Consider the following 23,971-nt stretch of genomic DNA (forward strand, 5'->3'; position numbering starts at 1 on the left):
TCTACGGGGTTCGGTGTTTAGCCGAGTTTCGCCAAAAGGGCTTTGGCGGTGGCCTCCGAAGACGCCGGATTCTGCCCTGTCAGCAGCAGACCATCAGCCACCGTATAACTCGCCCAATCCTCGCCCTTGGAATAAATCCCGCCCTTCTCCTTGAGCATGTCCTCCACCAGAAACGGCACGACCTTCGTCAGTTGCACCGCTTCTTCCTCGGTGTTCGTAAACCCCGTCACACGCTTGCCTTTGACCAACGGCTGGCCGTCCGCTGCCTTGACGTGACGCAACACACCCGGCGCGTGACATACCGCCGCGACCGGTTTGCCGGCCTTGAAGAGTGCCTCGATCAGCGCAATCGAATTTTTGTCTTCGGTCAGATCCCACAGCGGGCCGTGGCCACCCGGATAGAAAACCGCGTCGTAATCTTCGGCCCTCACACTGCTCAACAGGGCGGTAGAGGCCAATGCGGACTGCGCAGCAGAGTCTTTGCGGAATCGCTCGGTGGCGGCTGTTTGAAAGTCCGGCTCGTCGCTTTTCGGGTCCAGCGGTGGCTGGCCGCCCTTGGGTGAAACTAGTGTCAGCTGAGCGCCGGCGTCCTTGAAGACGTAATACGGTGCAGCGAATTCTTCCAGCCAGAAGCCGGTTTTCTTGCCGGTGTCACCCAATTGATCGTGGGAGGTTAGAACCATCAGAATTTTCATGTCGGGCTCCTTGAGTTCGGGAGTGTCGGGTCGTCTCGGCTAACTTTGACCGCCGTGCCGCTCTGTTCGTTGCACCTGACAACATAGTCGTTCTGCGACGGGTTTTCGGTCATTGAGACGATTGGTCACTCGGTGTGACGGCTAATTGCCTTGATGCGCAAGAATTTGCTGGGGCGGATCTGCGAAAGGCTGTGTTTCGCTGCTGGACACTCGGGTTATGAGGCGCTTCAGACAGGTGCGCAAGAAGTTGCGGAGGCTGCGCAAGTTCTTGCGCATATTTCGCGGTAATGGCGGTGAAAAAACTGTCCAACAACAAGGAAAATACTTCAACGCATTGATTTATATAGATTTAATGGCTTCTGGCACGAGCCTTGATAACAGTCAGATACCCACCGGGCGATACCGGCCCCGGGGCCCTCACTGATTGAGCAAGGAAGAGCATTCATGGCTACACCAGCGTATATGGTCATCATTAACAAGAAAGGTGTTTCGCTCACTGATCAGGCATTCACTGCTGAATCGGTTGGCAACATCTATCAGGAAGATCACCAAGACAAGGTCATGGTTCAGGGTTTCAGCCACGAGGTGACCATCCCGCGCGACCCTCAGTCGGGCCAACCGACCGGTCAGCGCGTTCACAAACCACTCGTCATTACCAAGGTATTCGACAAGGCGTCCCCACTGCTATTGGAAGCACTGTGCAAAGGCGAGGTCATGGAAATAGTCGAAATTCAGTGGTACCGCACTTCGACTCTCGGCGCCCAGGAACTCTATTACACCACCACGCTTCTGGACGCGGTCATCGTCCACATCAAGGACTACATGCACAACTGCCAGGATCCGGCGAATTCGCACTTCACACATTTACAAGATGTGCATTTCAGCTACCGGGCAATCACTTGGGAACACCAGATATCCCGCTCTATGGGGGCTGATGACTGGCGCTCTCCAACCGCGAGTTAACTCTGGCCAGCCGTTCCAAGATTCGGCCAGCCCTGCTGATCGATGTTGTTACCTCCCTCCAAACTGAGGGAGTGGAATATCGCCTTGATGCACAAAAAGTCTTGCAGTTCCTTCCGCCATAAAGAAAGTCCTCTCTGCTAGCAGGTTTAATCCAGACAAATAAAAAATGGGCGACTTCTACGGTCGCCCATCTCTATGTCTGAACTTTTAAACACTGCGCTTCAGAGGAGGTGTTCGCCCAGTGTAATGGCCTGGCAATCCATGCACCGGTAAAGAGCCCTGACACTGGGCGAACGGGGAGTATTTTAATAGAAGTTGGCAGATATGTCCGTAGTACGAACATGAAATTTATCGATACCCTATTTAACAAAATGTCAGTCGAAATATAACTTTGACAAACTTTTTAAACGCACCGGTTCGACCATCAAAACTGATTGCTCTTATGCAAGAAACTGTACAAGAACAATAAATATGTAGAACTAATGATCAGCTTTCATGCTGACTGGTCACTTTCAATATGTCGGTATAGGTCACCACAACGCAGCTGAAAATTACCCGCATCGACCTGTAGAAAAACCAGGTAGCCTTCGAAAACCCGGCCGGCCAGTCCAAAGTCGTCAACGTCGAAAAGCCTGAAGTTCAGGCGAAATTGAGAGAGCTGAAACTAGGGACCTGACGGAAGGCTTCACTGCCGGGGTATCGAGGTACGCTGTCACCGAGTGGATGACCTCAACGTTGACCTTATCGCCAACTTTCAGGTTACCCAGGTCTTGGGCCTTATCTGTCAGTTGTACGTGAACCTGTTTACCTTCCGGCCCCTCAAGCACGCTGATCAGGGAGTGTTCGCGGTTTCTTGCGCGGTGGATTCGCCGCTGTCAGTGCCCTTGCCGCTGTCCTTGCGTCGGGTCGGGTCGGTGGGACGCAGGGCGTCGTTGTCGCGCTCGACTTCTCCGGGAGGACGCGGTTCGTCTGGGTGTTCCGTGTCGGGTATGGGTTTCATCCGGGTTCTCCTCAGGCTTCGGGATCGTCAACCTCGTGGGCGACATTTACGGCAGGCGAGTCCTTGTGGGATTGCTCCGCTTTGGTCTTCAGGGCTTGCCACTGTTCGAGGTCGATGGCGCCCTGCCCCAGCAGATCGTCGGCCACGCGCAGCAGTTCGCTGTAATGGGCGTCGGGGGATTGCTGCCAGTAGGCCTTGTCTTCGAACAGGCGTTGCCACGCATCAAGGTCGGGCGGTTTGAGGTCTTCGCTCATGGCGGGCTCCTGAAAACGGGGGAGGTTAACTTAGGAGGGCGCCGCTTCGCCGAGAGTTCCGATTCAATACCCGGTCATTTCCAGATACCCCTGCCCGCCGTGGCTGCCGCTCAATTGCACCGGGCCTTCCCAATAGGGAATGCGCAAATCCATCCACGCCTTGGGATTGAGGGCCATGATGTGGATGTCGAGGTGCTTTTCGGGGATTTTGATCGCCCAGCGAATGGGCATCGAACGGCCAGCAACGTTGGCGGTGTCTTGCGGGGTGAGGCTGATGTCGGCGGCGTGCAGTAATTGCGTCTGGCCCTGGGCGTCGATCCACGTACCGGTCAGGTACGGCGCGCCGTCCTTTTGTCGCATGCGGTAAAGCATCACCTGTTCGCCACTGTCCAGGTGCAGGGAAAACCAGTCCCAGCCTGACTGATTGGCAGTCAGCGGCTGGCTGCTCCACTCGCGGTCGAGCCAGGCCGGGCCGCTGACCTGATAAACCTTGCCATCGATTTCGAGTTGGCCGCTGGCCTGGAAAAACGGCTGACTGTAGTAATACGACGCCTGGCCCTGTTCGGATTTCTGGCTGAAGCCCTTGTCGCCCTGAAGCACCAGCGGACGTGTCGAGGTCAGGCGCAATTGATAGCTGAAGCCCTTGTCGCGGGCGCTGAGTTGCACGTCGGCCAGAGGATCCGTGTCAGGCCCCTGACTGCTGAAATGCCAATCGTCGATCCACGCCTTGAACGGCGCCAGACTCACCCCGGCCTGGCCGACGCCGCCACGGGCATAGCGCTCAGCGGCGTGATGCACCGTCGCCGACGTCACGGCCGCGTGCCCCAGCCAGATTGTTTGATTCCCCCAACCTGCCACCTCGGGAAGCGCTTTCAAGGCGCTGCGAAACAACGTCCATTGCACGCCAAACTCGCGTCCCTGATCGTCCTTGAGGTTGGCGGTGACGTACCACCACTCGATGCGAAAACCGTCGTGAGGCCCATGATCCTCCGGAAAGCTGAACACCCGACCGGGCACTACCGGCGTAAACGCAGCGGCCTGATTGCCGAGGCCGGCGAAGCCTTTTTCGTCAGGTGCCGAGTTATCGCAGCCGCACAACAAGGCCAACAGCAACACTCCGATCTTAATCCTCATGAGCAAACGTCCTCAGCAGATCGGCAGGTTGCGTGCGATACAGCGAGTACAGTGGCCACGCCGACGCCAGCAATGTCGCAAGCAACGCCAGCCCCATCAGTTGCAACAACTGCAATGGAAACACCCGCAACGGCAGGCGCCAGCCGAAGGCCTGGACATTGATTACCGTGTCCAGGCACCACGCCAGCGCGATGCCCAATGGCAACGCCAGCACCAGCGTCAGCACCGCCAACAACCAGGTTTGCCCGAGGTTGAGCAGCATCAACTGCCGGCGCGTCACGCCCAATGCCCACAAGGGCGCCAGTTGTCCGAGACGGCTCTGGCTCTGGGTCAACAGGCTGATGAACAACGCGACACCGGCGACGGCGAGGGTCAGGCTGTTCAACGCAGCGGTCGCGGCGAAGGTCCGCTCAAACACTTGGGTGGACCAGCCCTTGAGCCGGGCCTGATCGACGATGCGGCTGTCTTCCAGGGCAAAGCGTGATTGCAAGATTGTCACGAACCCGGGGATCGAGGCCGGGTCGATGCGCAGGTTGAAGCGGTTCGGCGTCAGCTGCGGCCAGCCGCGCAACAGGTGGTTGACGTTGACCAGCACGTGGCCCTTGGGATTGCCGTAGTCGGCATAGATCCCGACGATCCGCGGCGACCACGGCCCGCTCGGCGTGGGAATCGTCAGGTGGTCGCCGAGGCGCACTTTCAGCCGGCGGGCCAGTTGTTCGCTGAGCATCAGCGCATCGTCCTTGGCCAGCCGGTCCCAGGGATTGTCGCCCACGCTCTCCAGCAGCGGCCAATGCTGGCGATAGGTCGGGTGATCGATCACCCCAAACACCTCGGTCGGCCAACCCTGCAACTGAATAGATACTTGCCAGTTGGGCAGCACCGCCGTGAGTGACGGCTGCTGTTTGAGCCAGGCGTAAAGCTCCCGTGATTGGGCTGGATTTTGTGGCGTGAGGTAGAGCTCGGCGGTCAGGCGTTGTTCGAGCCAGTCGCTGAACGTCTGGCGAAAACCGGCGGTCATGCTGCCGGCACCGATGTTCGCCGCCAGGGCCAACAGCAGTGCCATCAACGCCAGGCTCAACGCCGGTAATTGCTGCCGGCAATCGGCGAGAAACCATTGGCCGAGTACCGAACGACTGCGATGCAGCACCAGGTTCAGCACGGTGTTCAATACCACAGGCAGCGCCAGCGCGGCGCTGAGCAACAGCGCCGCCATCAGTACAAAACCGGCGACCAGGCTGTCGCCCCCACTCAACGCCAGCAACGCAATCACGGCGGCAATCGCCGCGACCCAACCCTGACGCCGCAACCAGCGCGCATGGGCCTGATGCCAGGCTTGCGGATCGGCCAGGGCCAGCAACGGCAAACGCGCGGCGCGCAACAGACTGTTGGCACCGGCCAGCAAAGCGCCGAGCACACTCAGGCCGATACCGCTGAGCCACCACCCGGGACTCAGGTTCAACTGCCCCGCCACTTCGGCGCCGTACAACCCGCGCAGGCTGGCGGCGACATCCGGCAACAGCACGCTGGCCAACAGGTAGCCGCTGACGACCCCGGCGAATCCGCCGATCAGGGCCAGCCCGCCCAGTTCGACGGCGAGGCAACCGATCAGCATCCGCGCACTGACCCCGCAGGCACGCAGGGTTCTGAGTAAACCCCGGCGCTGTTCGAGGGCCAGGCCGATTGCCGCGTGGACGATGAACAGGCCGACCACGAATGACAGAAAACCCAAGGCATCGAGGTTGAGGTGAAAGCTCTCGGTCAGGCGCGACAGGTTGTTCTCTTCGCCGCTGCTCTTGAGCTGGAGCAGGCCCTTGAACTGATCGGGCAACGGCGCGGTGAAATCCTTGGGCAACAGCAGGCGCGACAGTTGCTCCGGCAGGCCCAGAATCTGCTGGGCGAAACCAATATCCACCAGCAACACACCGGGCGCCATATCGGTTTGAACACGCAATGGCGGCAATGCCACACCGCTCAAACTCAAAGGCGTTTCACCTTCGCGCAGACTCAATGCCTGCAAGGTTTGCGGCGAAATCCAGGTACTGCCCGGCGGGCTGAAAAACTCGACAATCTGCTCGATCGCCAATGCCCGCCCCGCCACTGCGGAACCGGTCGGCAGCGACACCGGCTCGATGCCCATCAGTTGCAGGCGCTGGTCTTCATGGCCCTTGAGCGTCACCCGCCCTTGCAGCACCGGCGACACCGGCCAGCCGGCGCGGCGCAGGTCGACAAACAAGGCCTGGGAAAAGGTCGCGCCATTGGGCGCACTGAGGCTGGCCTGGGGTTCGCCGCCGATCAACTGACTGGCCCGGGCGTAGCTTTCCCGCGCCTGGCTGTTCAGTGCCTGCACGCCGGTCAGCAGGCTGGTGGCGAGCCAGAGCCCGGTCAGCACGCTGAAAAACTGCACCGGGTGTTGCCGCCAATGACTGAGCAGCGCCCGCAATGTTTCGCCAAAGACGCGCACGTCAGCGCTCGTCCGCGCCAGCCAGCCGGCCACCGTGGAGCACCACTTTTTCCGCCAGTCGCGCCGCGACTCGTGGGCTGTGGGTGACCATCAGCAGCGTGGTGGGGCTGTCGTCGAGCAATTCCAGCAACAACTTCAGCACCTCATCGCTGGTGATTTCGTCGAGGCTGCCGGTGGGCTCGTCGGCCAACAGCAATTTTGGCTGCGACGCCAGGGCACGTCCCAGTGCGACCCGTTGTTGCTGGCCGCCGGACAGCTGCTCCGGATACCGCCGCAGCAAATCACCCAGCCCCAGACGCCGTACCAGATGCGCTTGCCAGCGCGGATCGTGGCGCCCCGCCAGTCGCGCTTGAAACGCCAGGTTGTCCTCAACGCGTAAGCTGCCGATCAGGTTGAACTGCTGGAACACCAGGCCGATTTCAGTCCGCCGCCAGTTCGCCAGTTGCCTTTCGTTCATCTGCTCCAGGCGATGTTCGCCACTGCGGATGCTGCCGCGATCGACCTTGTCCAGCCCCGCGATCAGGTGCAGCAAGGTGCTTTTGCCACTGCCCGACTCGCCCATCAGCGCCAGGCTGCCGCCGGGTTTCAACGTCAGGTCGACGCCTTGCAACACCGGCAGCGGACCTTGCGCAGTGGCATAGCTTTTGAAGACGCCGTGGACTTCAAGCATGGGAAAACCTGTTCGATGAGCGTGGGGCAAGGATAGCGGCCCTGAATGGTTTTTGTCCGCTGACGATTGCAGAACCACCCGACTGGCGCCCTACCCGACTGATCATCATCGACCCGCTGACCATGGCCGAAACCGCCAAGGCAGCGCTGGACCTGTACTACCGGAACCGTCCGCAAAAACCGGTGGTGGCGGTGATCTACAGCCACACCCACGTCGACCATTTCGGCGGTGTACGCGGTGAGATCGACGAGGCCGACGTCAAGGATGGCAAGGTCAAGGTGTTTGCGCCGTCCGGGTTCATGGAGCACGTGATGAGCGAAAACGTGTTCGCCGGCAATGCCATGAGTCGCCGCGCGCAATACCAGTTCGGCAGCCTGTTGCCCCGAGGCGAAAAAGGTCAGGTGGACGCGGGGTTGGGCAATCAGTTGCTGTTTGCCGAGCCGGAAAACGGACCGGGTCGCACGGCTCAGGCCGAAGCGCTGGAGCAGTTGGGCTATCAAAGCGAGAACGCCACCTGGCGCAATATGTACCTGACCGGGGCGATGGAACTGCGTAATGGCGTGCCGCAACATGCCGGCAGTACGGTGTCGGTGGACATGGTGCGGGCGATGACGCCGGACATGTTCTTCGACTTCCTGGCGATTCGGCTCGACAGCGACAAAGCCGCCGGCCATGACCTGACGCTGAACTGGACGTTCGAGGATCAGCACCAGGATTTCAACCTGACTTTGCGCAATGGCGTGCTGACACACCGCTCGGGGCTCAACCCGGCGGCGGATGCCAGCGTGAGTCTGAGCAACGCGACGCTGGAGCAGATCAGCCTCAAGCAACTGGATTTCCCGACAGCGATGCAGCAGGGCTTGATCAAACTGCAAGGGGACGGGAAAAAGCTTGCGCAACTGATGGGCAGCCTGGATAGCTTCAGTCCGCAGTTCAATATCGTTACGCCGTAACACCGCGTCGCGCCCTTCGCGAGCAAGCCCGCTCCCACATTTGATCTGCGTCGTACACAAATACTGTGTTCACAGTCGATTAAATGTGGGAGCGGGCTTGCTCGCGAAAGCGGTGTGTCGGGCTACGCAGTAATCACTTCAACCGCAGGCATCTGCCATCGCTGAGACTGCATCAGCAGCGTTAACCCGCCGTCTGCATCCGCCTAAAGTATCAGGTTTCAACAGCACTTCGGCCCGGCCTTGCTTCCGTAGCGGGCTTCCTGCCGTTCCCGGAAGAACATCTCGTAGTCCATCACCGGTTTGTCCGGGTGTTTGGTTTGCATATGCTCGACGTAATTGTCGTAGTCGGGCATGCCGACCATCAGGCGCGCGGCCTGACCGAGGTATTTACCGAGGCGACTCAGGTCATTGAACATGGTTGCAATCCTCGATCAAGCGTCCGGAATGGCCTGGAATGGCGCTTCTTTATCCGTACGTTCCTTGGTGCCCCAAGCGGCGATACCGACCTTGAGGGCAAAGAACAGGATGCTGAAGACCACGAACAGGAACAGCGCCGTCAGGGTCGCGTTGGTGTACGCGTTGTAGATCACGTGCTGCATCTGCTCGATGCTTTTGGCCGGGGCCAGCACCTGACCGTTGGCCAGGGCATCGCTGTATTTCCTGGCCAGGGCCAGGAAACCGATCGCCGGGTTGGCGTCGAACAGCTTGATGAAGCCGGCGGTCACGGTGCAGATCAGCAGCCATACCGCTGGCAGCATGGTCACCCAAACGTAGCGCTGGCGTTTCATTTTGATCAGTACGACAGTCGCCAACATCAGCGCGATACCGGCCAGCATCTGGTTGGAGATACCGAACAGCGGCCACAAAGTGTTGATGCCGCCCAGTGGATCGATCACGCCTTGGTACAGCAAGTAACCCCACATCGCTACGCAACCGGCGGTCGCGATCAGGTTGGCGGTCCAGGAATCAGTACGCTTCAGGGCCGGCACGAAGGAACCGAGCAAGTCCTGCAGCATGAAACGCCCGGCACGCGTACCGGCGTCAACGGCGGTCAAAATGAACAATGCTTCAAACAGGATCGCGAAGTGGTACCAGAACGCCATGGTGTTTTCACCCGGCAGGACGTGGTGCAGGATCTGCGCGATACCGACCGCCAGGGTCGGTGCGCCACCGGCACGGGCCAGGATAGTGGTTTCACCGATGTCCTTGGCCACCGCTTGCAGGGCTTCCGGGGTGATTGCAAAGCCCCAGCTGCTGACGGTTTGCGCAACCGAAACAGCGTCGGCGCCGACAATGGCGGCCGGGCTGTTCATGGCGAAGTACACGCCCGGATCAATCACCGACGCCGCGACCATGGCCATGATGGCGACGAACGATTCCATCAGCATGCCGCCGTAACCGATGTAACGGGCATGCCCTTCGCTGGCCAGCAATTTAGGCGTGGTGCCGGAGGCGATCAGCGCGTGGAAACCGGAGACCGCGCCACAGGCAATGGTGATGAACAGGAACGGGAACATCCCGCCCTTCCACACCGGCCCGGTGCCGTCGATGAACTGGGTCAATGCCGGCATTTTCAGCTCGGGCATGGTGATCAAAATGCCGATCGCCAAGGCGACGATGGTGCCGATTTTGAGGAAAGTCGACAGGTAGTCGCGTGGTGCCAGAATCAGCCACACCGGCAGCACTGCAGCCACGAAACCGTAGCCGATCAGCATCCAGGTGATCTGGATCCCGGTAAAGGTAAAGGCTTTGGCCCAGACCGGATCAGCGGCAATCTGCCCGCCCAGCCAGATCGAACCCAGCAGCAACAGCACGCCGACCACGGAGATTTCACCAATGCGGCCCGGGCGGATGTAGCGCATGTAAATGCCCATGAACATCGCGATCGGGATGGTCGCCATCACGGTGAAAATGCCCCACGGGCTCTCGGCCAGGGCCTTGACCACGATCAGCGCCAGCACCGCGAGGATAATGATCATGATCAGGAAGCAGCCAAACAGCGCGATGGTCCCGGGGATGCGGCCCATTTCTTCACGGACCATGTCACCCAGGGAGCGGCCGTTGCGGCGGGTGGACATGAACAGAACCATAAAATCCTGAACCGCACCGGCCAGCACTACGCCGGCGATCAGCCACAGCGTACCGGGCAGATAGCCCATCTGCGCGGCCAGGACCGGACCGACCAGCGGCCCCGCGCCAGCGATGGCTGCGAAGTGGTGACCGAAGAGGACATGTTTGTTGGTCGGCACGTAGTCCAGACCATCATTGTTGAGTACGGCGGGCGTCGCGCGATTGGGGTCCAGTTGCATCACCTTGGTGGCGATGAACAGGCTGTAATAGCGATAGGCGACGAGGTAGATAGCGACGGCTGCGACTACGATCCAGAGGGCGTTGATCGCTTCGCCGCGGCGCAGGGCCACGACACTTAGCGCAAACGCTCCAAGGACAGCCACGGCAAACCAGGCGAGGTGTTTAGCCAGACGGGGCATAGCGTGTCTCCTGCCGACAGCCAGTGGACTGCGGCGGTAATTTTTATAATTGTGTCCGCTGTGCGGAGCTGGCCCAATATCCCCGCATGCCGTCTACAAATAAATCCGCGTTACTACGTACACAGCGTCTACGTAGTTCTACGTAGATAAACCCAATCCCCTGTGGGAGCGAGCCTGCTCGCGATAGCGGTGGATCAGTTGGCAGGGATAGTGACTGGTCGGCCGCCATCGCGAGCAGGCTCGCTCCCACAGGGGATCGGTGGTGGACACAAAATCCCCTGCAGGACAGCGATACAAATGTGGGAGCGAGCCTGCTCGCGATAGCGGTGGATCAGCTGGCAGGGATAGTGACTGGTCGGCCGCCATCGCGAGCAGGCTCGCTCCCACAGAGGATCGGTGGTGGACACAAAATCCCCTGCAGGACAGCGATACAAATGTGGGAGCGAGCCTGCTCGCGATAGCGGTGGATCAGTTGGCAGGGATGTTGACTGATCTACCGCCTTCGCGAGCAGGCCCGCTCCCACAACGATTGCGTTTCAAGTGACGGACATCCTGGCCACCGGTCATTCCGTCCAGCAGCGCTACAGGGCGGGCGTATCTTTGGCATATGATGCCGGGCCCCGCCTTCCCTCGGTCCGGTCAGGAGCACCGATGCAGCTCAAACACAAAATCGTCGCGCTCGGGATTCTGCCGCTGGTGTTGGCGATCGCCGTCATCTGCGCGCTGGTGATTTCCCTGAACCGCCAATTGGGTGATCAACAGGCGCAGCTGATCGAAGACAGCATTCTGGCGAGCAAGCGCGCCGAACTGAAAAACTACGTCGAAATGGCGCAAAGCCTGATCGCCCCGCTGTACGACGACGGCCACGGTGACGCGCAGGCCCAGCAACAAGTGCTGGAAGAATTGCGCAAGCTCAGCTTTGGCATCAACGGCTACTTCTTCGTCTACGACCGCGAGGGCCGCAGCCTGATGCACGCGCGGCAGTCGGATCTGGTGGGCCAATACCTGTGGGACATGAAAGACCCGCACGGCCTGCCCGTGATCCAGGCGCTGCTGAAAAGTGCGCAATCCGGCGAAGGTTTTCAACGCTACGCCTGGAACAAACCCTCTTCCGGCCAGGTCACCGACAAGCTCGCCTATGTGGTGATGCTGGATCGCTGGGGCTGGATGCTCGGGACCGGCATCTACCTTGAAGACGTCGAGCGCGCCACGCAGCAAGCGCGGGCCGAGGTCGCGCAGGGCATCCGCAAAACCATGATGGCGATTGCCGTCGTCGCCCTGGTGGCGGTGCTGTTCGTCTTCGCCAGCGGCATGACACTGAACGTCAGCGAACATCGCTTGGCCGACAAAAAACTTCAGCGTTTGACCCAGCGTATCGTCAGCTTGCAAGAGGAAGAGCGATCACGGGTTTCCCGCGAACTGCACGACGGCATCAGCCAGGTACTGGTCTCGATCAAATTTCAGTTCGAACTGGCGAGCCTGGTGCTGGAGAGTGGACAAGACAAGGGTTTGAACATTCTAAAAGAGGCCACCGGGCGCCTGGGCGATGCGATTGGCGAAGTTCGCAGCCTCTCCCACGACTTACGCTCGTCGCTGCTCGACACCCTCGGCCTGCCAGCCGCCATCGGTCAACTCGCCGCCGAATTCGAGCAACGCAGCGGGCTGGTGGTGACCTACGACGACAACGAATTCGCCTGTGATCTGGTCGATGGCGCCGCCGTCTCGCTGTTTCGCATCGTGCAAGAAGGCCTGACCAACATTGAACGCCACGCACAGGCAAAAAACGTTTCCATTACCCTGCACGGGTGCGAAGAATCCGTGCGATTGACGGTGGTCGACGACGGCGTTGGTTTCAACGTTGCCCAGGTCGAGCGTCGTCACGCGGGCATCGGCCTGCGTAATATCCGTGAACGGGTCGAGCATTTTGGTGGCCGCTTCGACCTGATTTCGATGCCGGGTAGAAGTGAGCTGGACGTTTGGCTGCCGATGAAAATGCCCGGCACAAAACGCTGACGTGCCCCCTGACAACAAGAGTGAATGCCTGCGATGAACCTGCCCTACCCGATCCGCGTTGCCCTGGTCGACGATCACTCCCTGGTCCGCGACGGCATCAAAGCCTTGCTCGCGGTCATGGCGCCCCTGGAAGTGGTGGGCGAAGCCGAGAACGGCGCGGACGCGATCGAGATGGTCGGGCGCTGCAAACCGGATCTGCTGCTGGTCGACATCAGCCTCAAAGACATGAACGGCCTGGAACTGACCCGCGTGCTACGCAGCCAATACCCGTCGCTCAAGGTGCTGATGCTGAGCATGTACGACAACAATGAATACGTCAGTGAGTCCGTGCGCGCGGGTGCGAGCGGCTACGTCCTGAAGAACTCACCGTCGCGGGAAATCATTGCGGCCATCGAAGCCATCGCCAGTGGCGGCACGTTTTACAGCGCCGAAATTGCCCAGAGGCTCATCGCTGATAAAAGCACCGACAACGAACTGACACCGCGCGAAAGCCAGGTGCTGTACAAAATGGCCCAGGGGCTCAACAACAAGGAAATGGCCCGGGAGCTGGACATCAGCGTCCGCACGGTCGAAACCCATCGCCTGAGCATCCGCCGCAAACTCAACATTGACAAACCGGCAGCGCTGGTCAAATACGCGATCGATCACGGGATCATTTCTCGGTAGCCCGCAACGCCCCGTGTCGCAGCTGAGTCAGGCGAAACCGCGACTAACGGCATTAGTCAGGTGAGTTGCCTGACATCCATATGGGCATTGCCAGCGTCACCTCTTCGTGTAAGGCGGTGGAAATGTATGAAAACATGACTCAAGGCTGATTAAGCGGTCGTAGGGTATTGGTACCGGCGAACAATACTCATAGCTGTCAAATTGGTTAACAGAGGTATCAATAAATTAAATAGTCGACCTATCCAACGTAATTCTCAAAATCGGCATTCCGCAACTGATACTTACTCAATGTGTTTTTAGCTTTGTCAGAAACTACCAGTCTATAATCATCCGCAATACCAAAATCAGACACACCAGCCTCTCCCTCAACTTTTAACCAAAAGAACTTTGGCAAAACTATCGTGGGCTTCAATTCATTAAAAATCTCAGATTTGTAAACCGTTACAAAGTCCAAAGAAAAACCTGTAAGCCTTAGCTTGGTAATTTCAGTTGCCACCGCCTCCGTTACAACAAAGCAGGGAAATACTTCCAGCACCTCATCTCCCAACCAACCGTCAAACTGATACTCCAACTTAACCACTGTCGGTGGATGGAGCGCTGCATCCAGAACCGTACCCACACCAAAGCAACCCGCTACTTCGGGTTCGATATAGTAAAACATCACAAACCCCTTAACTTCCCTTCGATGGAACGAAAGCAATACTAGCGCGTATTTTGCCAATAGAATTATCGGCGCCCCATTTAGTTTTCTATAGTTTAACGCACAATAAATCATAGCCGCGAGCTAATCACACCCACCATAAATTCAAGTAAACCATCAAAGGTTTCAAACTCCTCGAATACGTTATCGATTGCCTGTTTATCTCTAACTTGATATTTATTTTCTACAACATCAAAAAGATATTCATCCTGATCGCTTTCACCAAAAATGACGAACGCACTCATAAAGCAAAGGTCTCGAGCCATTAAGTTTTGTTCTATAAATGATGGACTATACCCATCGCAATCAGGAAATTTATGCGGCCGACTTGAATATATAAAAACACCACTTGAAACCAACCCATCGTGTAGCTTTAGAAACTCCACATACTGCTCAGGTACATTTGTGAGAAGCCCACGTTTCGCCTCCGAAACGAGAGCCAATGTATCCTCTTCTCGAGCCGGGCCGCCAAGAAACATGTCAGCTTCATCTAGTTGGTCTCGTAACGCTGCTATTTTATGTTCAATTTTCCGATTCATTATTAAATACCTCTACCAACTCGGCGTTACTATATGATTAACAATCATTAGTTTTTTCCCACTCAAACATTGTGTAATTTAAGTCATCATTCTTAATGGTGACACAATTTCGCTTCCCCGCAAAAAAATAGCTAATCACAGCAACTACTTACGTATCTGGGCGACCTAAGCACGCGAATAAATGTCAACCTCTGTACCATCCGCCCTAGGTGCGCAGGACTTCGCGGTGCAGGTCGTCACGTTCCAGGTCGCTGATGAGCTGGCCGTCGAGGTTGAGTTGGTGCAGGTGGCCGCTGCCGTAATACAGGTGATTCAGGTGCTGGCCGATGGGCAGGGTCAGGTTGCTCAACGGATCGTAGTCGTAGGACAAGGCGCCTTGCGGCGTGGTCTCTTTGATCAGGCGGCTTAGCAGGTCGTAGGTGAAATCGAGCTTCTCTTCACTGACGCCGAGTTTTTTGCCGTGGGCGGTGGGCAGGCGCTCGATGGACAGCAAGCGATCGCCGTCGTCGTAGGTGTAATCCTGACGCGCATCGGCGTTGAGTTTGGCCAGCAATCGGCCGATGGGATCGCGCTCGAATTCGGTGTGGCGCTGGGGTCGTTCGGCGCGTTCGCCGTAGCCGATTTCGTCGACCCGCGTTAGGTGCCCGCCGAGGTTGTAGCTGAATCGACGGGTCAGGTTGTCGATGCGTTTTTCTTCGACCAAGCGGTCGGATGCGTCGTAGGCAAACTGGTACGCCGCGTTGTTTTCATTGACCAGCGCGGTCAGGCGGATGGCCTGGTCATATTCGTAGCGGATGCGCTGGCCTTTGGCGTCCTGGCGGCTGCTCGGCAGGCCGCGAGCGGTGCGCAGCAGGCGCGTGGTCTGGCCTTTGCCGTCGGTGTGCGTCAGGACCTGGCCGAGGGCGTTGTAGGTAAACGACTCGGCGCTGCCGTCCGGATGCTGGATGCGCAGCACTTCGCCGTCGGGTTTGCGTTCCAGGGTGGTGGTCTGGTTCAGGGCATCGGTGACGGCGATCAGGTGATGGCGTTCGTCGAAACGGTAATGGGTGTTTTTGCCCGAGCAATCCTGGAAGCGCTCGACCTGGGCCAGGGTGTTCCACCACAGGTATTTGGACTTTTGGGTGGCGTCGATAACGGTGTGCGGCAAGCCGTCATCGCTGTTGAGGTATTCGGTTTTGTTGCCCAATGCATCGACTTCGGCGATGAGGTTGCCTTTGGCGTCGTAGCGGGCTTTCCAGGTGCTGCCGTCGGGATAATCGACCTGTGTGACCAGCGTGGTCAGGTGGTGATACTGGTACTTGATCTTGCGTCCGAGCGGATCGGTTTCTTCGACCAGTCGCGCGTAGTCGTCGTACTTGAGCTTGACCGTATTGCCGTCTGGCAGCGTCAGACCGGTCATGTTGCCGTTGTCGTCGATGTCGATGACGTAGTGCTCGCCACCGAAGTCGCGACTGGCGATGACGCGATGATCGTCGTTGTAGTGAATTTCAGCTTCGCGCCCGAGCACATCGGTGACCCAAGTGGTGCGGGCCTTCACGTCGTAGCGGAAATGGAAATGTTCGCCATCGCTGGTCCAGTGTTCCACCACGCGGGGCTGCTCACCGATGGTTTCCCAACGGTAATTACACGTCAGACCCAGAGCGTTGCTGTGGCTGGCCCCACTATCGTCATAGCAATATTGCACTAGTGCTTCGAAGGCCACATCACCAATATACTCATAAAAATTTTACCTAATTCAATAAAGCCGCCGCTCGCTCGCTATCAAATATGTCGATTTCTTGGTCAGATAACAGATCTTCAAATGCTTCAACCCCATGAGTTTGAACGAATTTTTTTTCTGACTCGTGAATCGCAAAACATTGCAGCCAATTCACTCTTAAATCAGAAACCAAAAGTTCTTCAAAATGCCCGTCATTCCACAAAAAAGGGATCGAAAAGTACAGATGCGGCATTTTTGTATTTGGATAATAATCCTCAACAATATTTTCTAAAATATCACCAGGTGATACAGATAGGCGTCTTTGCTCAATATAAAAAGCAGCTGACGCTATAATATTATCCCATAACTCTTCGCTAATAGGCACCGCCGAGCAAAGCTCAACACGAGTAATAAACTCTTTACCATCCTCGCCAACCAAAGGTATTTCCGACAGTCCAATAGTTCCTATCGATTTAATTCCGTCTTCAATAGAATTATTCGTTGTCAAAATTGAAAAAGAACGAACTTTTGCATCATCATAATAGGCATGAACAACTGGTGTGCCCTGAAACATTTTCAAGGTGTGATTAGCTACCGCCTTGCGATGAGAACTTGGTGGGATTTTCATTAAATATCCGGAATATTCATCAGTTTAAAGCGTGGTAGGTGAAGGATCAGCGCTTATTACAGCGCCCTGTCCATTAGATACTTACTGCACAAAAAGTTCACAGTCGGGCGTTGATCACGTCCACCATAAACCCCAGCAAACCATCAAATGTATCAAACTCCTCAAATATATTATCGATTGCCTGCCTATCTCTAACCTGGTATTTATTTTTCACAATATCCAAGAGATACTCATCTTGATCGCTTTCACCAAAAACGAGAAACCCACTCATAAAACCCAGATCTCGAATCATTAAATTCTGTTCAATAAATGAGTGACTAAACCCATCACTATCAGGAAATTTGTGCGACCGACTTGAATATATAAAAACACCACTTGAAACCAACCCATCATGAACCTTTAGAAACTCCACATATTGCATAGGCACATTTGCGAAAAGCCCGCGCTTAGCTTCTGAAACTAAAGCAGATATGTCGTAAAGACATTTCCAGAGCCCGTCTTGATCTGTCCTGCACCATGGCTGGCAAATGAGAGGCTACCGAGCAATTGCCCTATTCCCGCACCGGTCGCAGCTCCTGCGACGACCATCGCACACAGTGCGACTGCACCCAGGCCGCCTGTGCCGACAATGGCAATACCTATCAACACTGCACCAGCGCCAATCGCAAGCCCGGTTAACAGCCCACTTAACGCGCTCGAATGCTCAATCGGGTCATCCAGGCGCGCCGCGGCTTCGCTCGTGAAGGCAGAACCTCGTCGACGATCTCCTCCTTGTCGATGTCAGGTGGGGAGCGCAACTCGAGCGTCTCAACCAATGCGTCAAACTGACCTCCGGCATGCAGCATGGCACGCACTCAGTGCAGCCCTGAACCTGTTAGCAGGGAGATGAGCAACCTGCCCACCCGTTTGGCCAAGCACTTTATAACTTGAGCCAAGGCCGCAATCGGCACTTCCAGATGTAGCTAACCTTGGGCGGTTGTACAAAACACCACTTATTCGGCCCTTGCAACAGCCCATATTACTGATACCGCGCTACGATACTTGCGAAACTGCATCTATTAGATACCACTGCCAAAATTTTCGACGTAACTCAGCATCACCATCCTCTGCCAAGCCTCCGGCGAACGCCGATGCGACCAAATAACTAGGTTCAAAAGCGGCGGGATCTAGGTCGCGATCACTTCGCCCGTCCGCTGGATCAAAATTATACTTGCTTGCTGCTGTGATCACTGTGTTGGCAGCTGCATGCCCCACAAACATTGCTGGGTATTCATCAAGTTCATAATCCTGATCCTCAACTACCGCCACATAAAATTCATCCCGCACACTCATCGCCCTTTCTTCGGATAGTGCTCCTTTTGCCAGAGCAAGAGCCATAGACAATATACTAGCTACTTCTTCAACCCCCCCAAACTTTCGAACCCAAAAAAGTGAACCATGCTCTACACAAAGAGCATCAAGCCTGGTGAGAGTGAAACGTCGTTCCTCTTCAACCTGGCCTTCAGTGATTGTCTCCCACAACAGCTTTCTTAGCGGTAACATTAACTCACCAGATAGAGACCCTCTCACCTCATCTAAAAGAACTTTAATCAAAATCTCAGATTTTTCGTTCATTCCGACCTCAAAATTGTCTCAACAGTACCGTCAGGTTTAAAAATTCGAATGGCTTTTGGATCAGCAACCGTTTGCTCGGCATTTTTAAACTGTGCCAGCTTTGAAAAATAACCTTGGCAGTCATTACACATAGGCTTGGATACTCCTATCGGATGATCCGGGCTCGCTAGAGACATTTGCTTTTCTGCATGAGACGAAAAATACTGGCCTTCATAGTCTCTATCATATGGATGAGGTTTAACCTCATGGCCAATTTCTACGGATTTAGCTTTTACTTGTTCTGCAGAAACCTTTTCATACCCTTGCGGCTTCTTGTTACCCCAGCCGCTTAGAGTTTTTTTATCATTAGAGGATACAGTTTTTACCTTATATTCTTTACCCTCCGGTAGTTCTGCTTTCGCTCGAGACGCACGGCCTAATGCACCCTCTGATTCGGCAATGTTAGCAACTCTAGTCGCACCTTTCGGAACAATCTTCAAATTTCCAAGATTCGATCCCAGCCCCTGCACCTTAATCTCATACCGCGCATCGAACCATTTACCGCCCTTCGCCCCCAGTCCGCCCCCAAGCAACGCACCACCAAACGCCATAAGCTTCTGGCCATCTGAACCTTGACCAAAAAGTTCACCACCAGCCCAGTTCCCCGCAATCCCACCGGCAAGGCCTGCGATTACGATTACCGGGCTTGCCAACACAAAAGCACTGGCCAAACCGACGATGAGAACTACTCGTTCTAACCACTCAGGAACTTCTGGATCAATTGCATCCGTAGTCTCAGTCCCGCCGCCAATAAAAACGTTCCCAGAGCCTGCACTGATCTTGCCGTCGCAAACGGTTCTATCGCCGACCCGCGCTGCGGGCTGACCATTGATATAAACAGAGTCGCTACCCTGCGCCAGAATTTGAGGAGCGGGGCCATGCTGGTCACACACGGCAGTATCTACGTGAGCTCTAGCGGCAGCTTTTCTATTGGTAAAGACATTTCCAGAGCCCGTCTTGATCTGTCCTGCACCATGGCTGGCAGCCGATTGAATCGCGTTCAAATTCGGTGTGGCGCTGTGGTCGTTCGGCGCGCTCGCCGTAGCCGATTTCGTCGACCCGCGTCAGGTGCCCGCCGATGTTGTAGCTGAATCGACGGGTCAGGTTGTCGATGCGCTTTTCTTCGACCAAGCGGTCGGATGCGTCGTAGGCAAACTGGTAGGCGGCGTTGTTTTCGTTGACCAGCGCGGTCAGGCGGATGGCCTGGTCGTATTCATAGCGGATGCGCTGGCCTTTGGCGTCCTGGCGGCTGCTCGGCAGGCGCGCGGTCTGGCCTTTGCCGTCGGTGTGCGTCAGGACTTGGCCGAGGGTGTTGTAGGTAAACGACTCGACGCTGCCGTCCGGATGCTGGATGCGCAGCACTTCACCGTCGGGTTTGCGTTCCTGGGTGGTGGTCTGGTTCAGGGCATCGGTGACGGCGATCAGGTGATGGCGCTCGTCGAAGCGGTAATGGGTGTTTTTGCCCGAGCAATCCTGGAAGCGTTCGACCTGGGCCAGGGTGTTCCACCACAGGTATTTGGACTTTTGGGTGGCGTCGATGACGGTGTGCGGCAAGCCGTCATCGCTGTTGAGGTATTCGGTTTTGTTGCCCAACGCATCGACTTCGGCGATGAGATTGCCCTTGGCGTCGTAGCGGGCTTTCCTGTACTGCCGTGGGGCTAATCGACAAGGATGGTGAGAGTGGCAGAAAAATACTCACCGCCACTTCGAATTCGAATTCGAATTATTAAAGAACAATATGGAGTAGCACACACATATGAAAAAACAGTGCAGGCTCCAAACACAAGTTTCTCATCCTGCAATCAACTTATAAAATCATCAATTCGCACTCACTATGAGTCAAACCGAATTAGATGATTGTACGCCATCACCATCGCTTCATATTTAACAATCTTAACATCTGATAGAATTATCTCATTTCTCTTCTCAAGCTTCCCCTTCAGATCTGTTATTGAAAAACTTAATCCCAGCCCTTTTTTGATAGCCAGCACTTCTTGCGGAGTTGGTTTATCGTTCGCAACAGCCACTATATTAAAAGTAGCCGACAGATCAGTTTCCTCACCATAAATATTTTCCATCAGCTCGTCAATCGAATGAAATATGACGGCATCCTCTAAGAATGGATCACCAGAGTCAATTAGATAGAAGACATCTGAAAGAGCTTTATCAATTAAAATAAGTCTGCCTCCAGAGTCATCGCCTATCAAAACCTGTTCTGGAAAATTGATGTCTATTTCATACGTTTGATTGCGTTCAACTATGTCATTTGTTGAGTACATCAAAACTTGATCATTAAGCAATGCACCATCGTAGCGTGACCAAAATTTTACAATCCAGACGTCTCTATCTACTCCGAGCGTTTGGATAATGTCAGCTATGGATTTCGCTGATGCGGCGTGTTTTGTTTCTGTATATTTTATAGTCATTTAAACGCCCCTAGCGAATCGAAATATTTGTATGACTTGCTTGCAGCTTTTTTAGCTGCATCAGGATTAACACCTGCATCAAGTAGTTCTTTGTATGCTGTTCCAAACTCGTCCTTTATAGTCCCACCAAATCCAGAAAGCCTACGCCTAGTTCGCTGAAGGGATGAGACAACAGCATGAGGCTCTCCCGAGGAACTTTTCAGAAGAACAGCAGGTGCATCATTTCTCTTGTATCCAGTAACGTTTCTTTTTGCCCACTCATCTTGGATAAAGTGGTGCGACTGCACGAGTTTATCTTCTGAAATATTCTTGTGACCCGACGCTCTGTTAACACCGGGTGACAAGTTACCGTGAGCATCAACATCACCAGCCTTATAGCCGCCCGGACGGTTACAACTCCAGCCCCAAGGGTCGGCCCAGCCGATTGAGTTTGGAGCATACTGGTATAGGTTATCGCCACCCACCAACCCAATCGGATCCTGCGTAACAAACCGCCCCACCTCCGGATCGTAATACCGAAACGTGTTGTAGTGCAGTCCTGTCTCATCGTCGAAATACTGCCCCTGAAACCGCAGATTCTGCTCGACCTCATTCACTTCTAGCTTTTCTACCGAGCCCCACGCCTTGTACGTCGCCTGCCAGACGATCTGCCCTTCCCGGTCAGTCATCTCCAGCGGCGTACCAATCTGGTCGGTGTGGAAGTAGTAAAGCTTCTGTTCCGCGCCCTCGGCCTGATCCACCCGCGCCAACGGCGCATAACTACCCGGCTCGTAAACGTAGAGACTGCTCTGCCCCGGACTTTCCTCGCGCAACATGCGCAAGCCTTGCCACAGGAAATTCTTCTGTTCGGTGACGCCGTTGACCGCTGACACCTTGGCCACGCGACGCCCCAGGCTGTCGTAACGATAAGCGCCGGTACTTTCCAGCTTGCCGTTGACCAACGTCTCAGCCTTAACCAGCCGATTCTCACCGTCATAACTGAATGTCTGCAGCTTGCTCATGCCACTGCGCTTTTCAATCAGGTTGCCCCACGCATCGTAGGTGTATTCCTGATCCCGCCACTGCTTGAGCCGGTTGTCTTTGACGTGATCGAACTGGCTGGTGTTGAAGTTCAACCGGTTCGCCGCCGCGTCGTAGCGGAACTCTTCACTGTCCACCAACTTACCGGTGTCGCGGCTGTGCAGTTGGCCGTTGGCCGTTGGCTTCGTAGTCGTACTTGATCTCGCCGCGCAACTTGTCGAGGGTGCGGGTCAGTTCGCCGGCCGGGTCGTATTGGTGACGGCGGTGGATCGGGTTGTAGGCGTGCTCCACCAGCAGGTCGGGCTGGATGCCGGGGTTGTGCAGTTGCGAGAGTTTTTCCGCCGGCAGGGTCGAGGCGAACTGCCAGGCTTTGCGACCCATGGCGTCGTAGCCGAAGCAGCTGGTGAGCTGGCCTTGGGTGCGCAGGACTTCGCGGTGCAGGTCGTCGCGTTCCAGGTCGCTGATGAGCTGGCCGTCGAGGTTGAGCTGGTGCAGGTGGCCGCTGCCGTAATACAGGTGATTCAGGTGCTGGCCGGTGGGCAGGGTCAGCGTGGTCAGGTTGCTCAGCGGATCGTAGTCGTAAGACAAGGCGCCTTGCGGCGTGGTCTCTTTGATCAGGCGGCCCAGCAGGTCGTAGGTGAAGTCGAGTTTCTCTTCGCTGACGCCGAGTTTTTTGCCGTGAGCGGTGGGCAGGCGTTCGATGGACAGCAAGCGATCGCCGTCGTCGTAGGTGTAATCCTGACGCGCATCGGCGTTGAGTTTGGCCAACAGCCGGCCGATGGTGTCGCGCTCGAATTCGGTGTGGCGTTGTGGTCGTTCGGCGCGATCGCCGTAGCCGATTTCGTCGACCCGCGTCAGGTGCTGAGAAAGTGGCTGAGACAATGCCGACAGCCACTTTATTTTTTCGAGAAGTTATAAAAGAGCGGATGACGGTCGGCAAAACCAACTAACGTGACATCTGATCTACAGAGCAAGCTAAAAAATCAAACTCACCCATAAAAGTAGTCGAAAAACCCTCGAAAGTTTTTATTGCCTAACAAAGGAGAAATATCTGCTTCCACCCTCGCAACAAACAATGGACTTAAGCCATCATCATCCGAAACATCAAAAACATTAAATTCACCGTAGATAATTTCGATAAGCTTTGCCAGCGCATTAAGAAAATCAGCTAACGAATCTGAAATTTGAAAAGGAGCAACCACACCATAGCTAGCGAAAACAGGTGTGTTTTCAATATTGGTTTTTGCAACCACAGGTTTCCCACCGCCTGAATCATCCAAAACTACAACAAAAGCATGATCCCAGCCTTCGTTTAATTTAGTATTCGTATCAATATTTATCCACTTATAGCCTATCTGCGCCTTTTCCAGCGAGTCCAAATTTACAAATTTTATTGGCGTGAACCCCGTCTCAATCTTGACATCGACTGGCTCGTAGTTATTAAAAAAATAATCTAATTGCACGGAACGACTTAGATTCGACGGCCACCTTGCGTCAACTTGACTACGTCGCTGAAAACTGCCGGGCAGACTATATTTATTGTGAACCCTAATCAATTCCAACATTGCGTCATCAATGTCGTTCATATCTACCCCCTAAACTTATATTGTCAACCACAGGATCCTGACCTTGCGGCACTTTTGGCACGATCAATTAAGCGCCCCTTTCCTGCATTTGTATAGTTGCCACGGTGCCCTTGCGGACTGTTCAAGTGTTCATCGATACCGCTTGGATGGTTAGCATTTTGTAAAAATACGATATTCCTTGGATCACCTTTCCATGCAGACCCAAGACCACCATTACCTTCTACACTATTGATATGGTGGCCCGTATAACCAGCCTCGGACATGACAGAAGAAAGCTGTGCATTATTGCGAGTACCTAAAATGGTCTGACGCTCTGCAGAAGTCCAATCTCGTGAGCCCCCACCCCTCTCAACAAGTGTCCGTTCCTCACCCCAAGCTCGGCTGATAGCAGTACCTCGAGCTCCCGGTTGAGGTGTCACCGA

General features: G+C 55.4%; 20 protein-coding genes and 5 pseudogenes. 4 read left to right on the forward strand and 21 right to left on the reverse strand.

Going from position 1 to position 23,971, the window contains the following annotated elements:
* Positions 1-17 precede the first annotated feature (17 nt).
* A complete protein-coding gene (locus tag ACA057_RS19960; protein WP_497341654.1) occupies positions 18-695 on the reverse strand; it encodes a type 1 glutamine amidotransferase domain-containing protein in 678 nt (225 codons plus the stop codon).
* 444 nt (positions 696-1,139) lie between these two features.
* Between ACA057_RS19960 and ACA057_RS19965 the strand changes: the two genes are divergently transcribed.
* Complete coding sequence (locus tag ACA057_RS19965; protein ID WP_497341656.1) at positions 1,140-1,658, forward strand: Hcp family type VI secretion system effector; 519 nt, start codon at positions 1,140-1,142, stop codon at positions 1,656-1,658.
* Between the two features lie 832 nt (positions 1,659-2,490).
* On the opposite strand, the gene ACA057_RS19970 is transcribed toward ACA057_RS19965, so the two are convergent.
* The 5 genes from ACA057_RS19970 to ACA057_RS19990 form a co-directional block, all read right to left on the reverse strand.
* Entirely contained in the window at positions 2,491-2,658 is a 168-nt protein-coding gene (locus ACA057_RS19970) for a hypothetical protein (RefSeq protein WP_497341658.1), read from the reverse strand.
* Positions 2,659-2,669: 11 nt separating this feature from the next.
* On the reverse strand, positions 2,670-2,912 hold the full coding sequence (locus ACA057_RS19975) for a hypothetical protein (RefSeq protein ID WP_497341660.1): 243 nt from the start codon (positions 2,910-2,912) through the stop codon (positions 2,670-2,672).
* Between the two features lie 63 nt (positions 2,913-2,975).
* On the reverse strand, positions 2,976-4,046 hold the full coding sequence (locus ACA057_RS19980; RefSeq protein ID WP_497341662.1) for a lipocalin-like domain-containing protein: 1,071 nt from the start codon (positions 4,044-4,046) through the stop codon (positions 2,976-2,978).
* Positions 4,036-6,507 carry an ABC transporter permease gene (locus ACA057_RS19985; RefSeq protein WP_497349964.1) on the reverse strand — a complete coding sequence of 824 codons (2,472 nt, stop codon included), beginning with the start codon at positions 6,505-6,507 and terminating at the stop codon, positions 4,036-4,038. The genes ACA057_RS19980 and ACA057_RS19985 overlap by 11 nt, the downstream gene beginning before the upstream one ends.
* A gap of 1 nt (position 6,508) precedes the next feature.
* Positions 6,509-7,177, reverse strand: coding sequence for an ABC transporter ATP-binding protein (locus tag ACA057_RS19990; protein WP_497341664.1), 669 nt, complete (start codon positions 7,175-7,177; stop codon positions 6,509-6,511).
* A 59-nt stretch (positions 7,178-7,236) separates the two neighbouring features.
* Here ACA057_RS19990 and ACA057_RS19995 point away from each other — a divergent pair.
* Positions 7,237-8,130, forward strand: a pseudogene (locus ACA057_RS19995) (alkyl sulfatase C-terminal domain-containing protein); the annotation flags it as partial.
* 218 nt (positions 8,131-8,348) lie between these two features.
* Here the strand turns inward: ACA057_RS19995 and ACA057_RS20000 are convergent.
* Positions 8,349-8,546: a YbdD/YjiX family protein gene (locus ACA057_RS20000; protein WP_054050768.1), complete on the reverse strand. Its 198-nt coding sequence runs from the start codon at positions 8,544-8,546 to the stop codon at positions 8,349-8,351.
* Between the two features lie 15 nt (positions 8,547-8,561).
* Positions 8,562-10,619, reverse strand: a complete 2,058-nt coding sequence (locus ACA057_RS20005) for a carbon starvation CstA family protein (protein ID WP_497341666.1) — start codon at positions 10,617-10,619, stop codon at positions 8,562-8,564.
* Positions 10,620-11,270: 651 nt separating this feature from the next.
* Here ACA057_RS20005 and ACA057_RS20010 point away from each other — a divergent pair.
* On the forward strand, positions 11,271-12,632 hold the full coding sequence (locus tag ACA057_RS20010) for a cache domain-containing protein (protein WP_497341668.1): 1,362 nt from the start codon (positions 11,271-11,273) through the stop codon (positions 12,630-12,632).
* A 33-nt stretch (positions 12,633-12,665) separates the two neighbouring features.
* On the forward strand, positions 12,666-13,298 hold the full coding sequence (locus ACA057_RS20015; RefSeq protein ID WP_059406030.1) for a response regulator: 633 nt from the start codon (positions 12,666-12,668) through the stop codon (positions 13,296-13,298).
* Between the two features lie 238 nt (positions 13,299-13,536).
* Here the strand turns inward: ACA057_RS20015 and ACA057_RS20020 are convergent, their stop codons facing one another.
* From ACA057_RS20020 to ACA057_RS20080, 13 genes and pseudogenes are all read right to left on the reverse strand, one after another.
* Positions 13,537-13,959 carry a hypothetical protein gene (locus tag ACA057_RS20020; RefSeq protein WP_497341670.1) on the reverse strand — a complete coding sequence of 141 codons (423 nt, stop codon included), beginning with the start codon at positions 13,957-13,959 and terminating at the stop codon, positions 13,537-13,539.
* 110 nt (positions 13,960-14,069) lie between these two features.
* Positions 14,070-14,537: a YrhA family protein gene (locus ACA057_RS20025; RefSeq protein WP_497341672.1), complete on the reverse strand. Its 468-nt coding sequence runs from the start codon at positions 14,535-14,537 to the stop codon at positions 14,070-14,072.
* Positions 14,538-14,745: 208 nt separating this feature from the next.
* A pseudogene (locus ACA057_RS20030) lies at positions 14,746-16,236 on the reverse strand (type IV secretion protein Rhs); the annotation flags it as partial.
* Between the two features lie 31 nt (positions 16,237-16,267).
* Positions 16,268-16,864 carry a suppressor of fused domain protein gene (locus ACA057_RS20035; protein ID WP_497341674.1) on the reverse strand — a complete coding sequence of 199 codons (597 nt, stop codon included), beginning with the start codon at positions 16,862-16,864 and terminating at the stop codon, positions 16,268-16,270.
* A 97-nt stretch (positions 16,865-16,961) separates the two neighbouring features.
* Positions 16,962-17,285: a YrhA family protein gene (locus ACA057_RS20040; protein WP_497349966.1), complete on the reverse strand. Its 324-nt coding sequence runs from the start codon at positions 17,283-17,285 to the stop codon at positions 16,962-16,964.
* 59 nt (positions 17,286-17,344) lie between these two features.
* Positions 17,345-17,584: pseudogene (locus ACA057_RS20045) on the reverse strand (PAAR domain-containing protein); the annotation flags it as partial.
* Positions 17,585-17,896: 312 nt separating this feature from the next.
* Positions 17,897-18,478, reverse strand: coding sequence for an Imm5 family immunity protein (locus tag ACA057_RS20050; protein ID WP_497341676.1), 582 nt, complete (start codon positions 18,476-18,478; stop codon positions 17,897-17,899).
* The gene (locus tag ACA057_RS20055; protein ID WP_497341678.1) at positions 18,475-19,521 is read right to left on the reverse strand and encodes a PAAR domain-containing protein; all 1,047 of its coding nucleotides are present in this window, start codon (positions 19,519-19,521) and stop codon (positions 18,475-18,477) included. Before ACA057_RS20055 ends, ACA057_RS20050 begins: the two co-directional genes overlap by 4 nt.
* Positions 19,502-20,158: pseudogene (locus tag ACA057_RS20060) on the reverse strand (type IV secretion protein Rhs); the annotation flags it as partial. The gene ACA057_RS20055 and the pseudogene ACA057_RS20060, both read right to left, overlap by 20 nt.
* Positions 20,159-20,349: 191 nt before the next feature.
* Complete coding sequence (locus tag ACA057_RS20065; RefSeq protein WP_497341680.1) at positions 20,350-20,943, reverse strand: SMI1/KNR4 family protein; 594 nt, start codon at positions 20,941-20,943, stop codon at positions 20,350-20,352.
* Positions 20,940-22,827 (reverse strand): annotated as a pseudogene (locus ACA057_RS20070) (RHS repeat-associated core domain-containing protein); the annotation flags it as partial. The pseudogene ACA057_RS20070 and the gene ACA057_RS20065, both read right to left, overlap by 4 nt.
* Positions 22,828-22,952: 125 nt before the next feature.
* Entirely contained in the window at positions 22,953-23,549 is a 597-nt protein-coding gene (locus tag ACA057_RS20075) for a hypothetical protein (RefSeq protein ID WP_497341682.1), read from the reverse strand.
* A 23-nt stretch (positions 23,550-23,572) separates the two neighbouring features.
* On the reverse strand, positions 23,573-23,968 hold the full coding sequence (locus tag ACA057_RS20080) for a hypothetical protein (protein ID WP_497349968.1): 396 nt from the start codon (positions 23,966-23,968) through the stop codon (positions 23,573-23,575).
* Positions 23,969-23,971 lie beyond the last annotated feature (3 nt).

It is taken from the genome of Pseudomonas sp. LBUM1661 (assembly GCF_059695925.1).

Excerpts from the sequence above, each read along its gene's own strand:
- ACA057_RS20035 (WP_497341674.1), bottom strand. The coding sequence starts at position 16,864 with ATGAAAATCCCACCAAGTTCTCATCGCAAGGCGGTAGCTAATCACACC.
- ACA057_RS20000 (WP_054050768.1), bottom strand. The coding sequence starts at position 8,546 with ATGTTCAATGACCTGAGTCGCCTCGGTAAATACCTCGGTCAGGCCGCG.
- ACA057_RS20065 (WP_497341680.1), bottom strand. The coding sequence starts at position 20,943 with ATGACTATAAAATATACAGAAACAAAACACGCCGCATCAGCGAAATCC.
- ACA057_RS19980 (WP_497341662.1), bottom strand. The coding sequence starts at position 4,046 with ATGAGGATTAAGATCGGAGTGTTGCTGTTGGCCTTGTTGTGCGGCTGC.
- ACA057_RS19990 (WP_497341664.1), bottom strand. The coding sequence starts at position 7,177 with ATGCTTGAAGTCCACGGCGTCTTCAAAAGCTATGCCACTGCGCAAGGT.
- ACA057_RS19960 (WP_497341654.1), bottom strand. The coding sequence starts at position 695 with ATGAAAATTCTGATGGTTCTAACCTCCCACGATCAATTGGGTGACACC.
- ACA057_RS20075 (WP_497341682.1), bottom strand. The coding sequence starts at position 23,549 with ATGAACGACATTGATGACGCAATGTTGGAATTGATTAGGGTTCACAAT.
- ACA057_RS20040 (WP_497349966.1), bottom strand. The coding sequence starts at position 17,285 with ATGCAATATGTGGAGTTTCTAAAGGTTCATGATGGGTTGGTTTCAAGT.
- ACA057_RS20025 (WP_497341672.1), bottom strand. The coding sequence starts at position 14,537 with ATGAATCGGAAAATTGAACATAAAATAGCAGCGTTACGAGACCAACTA.
- ACA057_RS20050 (WP_497341676.1), bottom strand. The coding sequence starts at position 18,478 with ATGAACGAAAAATCTGAGATTTTGATTAAAGTTCTTTTAGATGAGGTG.
- ACA057_RS19965 (WP_497341656.1), top strand. The coding sequence starts at position 1,140 with ATGGCTACACCAGCGTATATGGTCATCATTAACAAGAAAGGTGTTTCG.
- ACA057_RS19970 (WP_497341658.1), bottom strand. The coding sequence starts at position 2,658 with ATGAAACCCATACCCGACACGGAACACCCAGACGAACCGCGTCCTCCC.
- ACA057_RS20010 (WP_497341668.1), top strand. The coding sequence starts at position 11,271 with ATGCAGCTCAAACACAAAATCGTCGCGCTCGGGATTCTGCCGCTGGTG.
- ACA057_RS20015 (WP_059406030.1), top strand. The coding sequence starts at position 12,666 with ATGAACCTGCCCTACCCGATCCGCGTTGCCCTGGTCGACGATCACTCC.
- ACA057_RS19975 (WP_497341660.1), bottom strand. The coding sequence starts at position 2,912 with ATGAGCGAAGACCTCAAACCGCCCGACCTTGATGCGTGGCAACGCCTG.
- ACA057_RS20005 (WP_497341666.1), bottom strand. The coding sequence starts at position 10,619 with ATGCCCCGTCTGGCTAAACACCTCGCCTGGTTTGCCGTGGCTGTCCTT.
- ACA057_RS20020 (WP_497341670.1), bottom strand. The coding sequence starts at position 13,959 with ATGTTTTACTATATCGAACCCGAAGTAGCGGGTTGCTTTGGTGTGGGT.